The sequence below is a fragment of the Methylobrevis albus genome, assembly GCF_015904235.1.
Taxonomy (GTDB): domain Bacteria; phylum Pseudomonadota; class Alphaproteobacteria; order Rhizobiales; family Pleomorphomonadaceae; genus Methylobrevis_A; species Methylobrevis_A albus.
In genome coordinates this window covers 1-304 of record NZ_JADZLT010000015.1, presented here as the reverse complement: position 1 = coordinate 304, position 304 = coordinate 1, and the positions used below count along the sequence as shown (strand labels likewise).

The window sequence follows — 304 nt, the reverse complement described above, 5'->3', positions numbered from 1 at the left end:
CGGTGAAGCGGCCAGGGCATGTAGCTCAGGTGGTTAGAGCACACGCCTGATAAGCGTGAGGTCAGTGGTTCGAGTCCACTCATGCCCACCATTCCTGCTGGTCGCCGATCTTCTGCCTCACGCGCTGAAAAGCGCTCCGGCGGGGCGTCGCTCGCGCGACGGTCGCTGTTCGCTCCGGTTGGAGTGATGCGGCCATGATTGGTGGCACCGGGGGCATAGCTCAGTTGGTAGAGCGCGTGCTTTGCAAGCATGAGGTCGTCGGTTCGATCCCGTCTGCCTCCACCATTCTCTGCCTCACGCGCTG

2 tRNA genes are annotated in these 304 nt (G+C 62.8%); both read left to right on the top strand.

The window, feature by feature from the left end:
• Nucleotides 1-14: 14 nt before the first annotated feature.
• Nucleotides 15-91, top strand: a tRNA-Ile gene (locus I5731_RS00035).
• A gap of 118 nt (nucleotides 92-209) precedes the next feature.
• A tRNA-Ala gene (locus tag I5731_RS00030) sits at nucleotides 210-285 on the top strand.
• The last annotated feature ends 19 nt before the right edge of the window (nucleotides 286-304 follow it).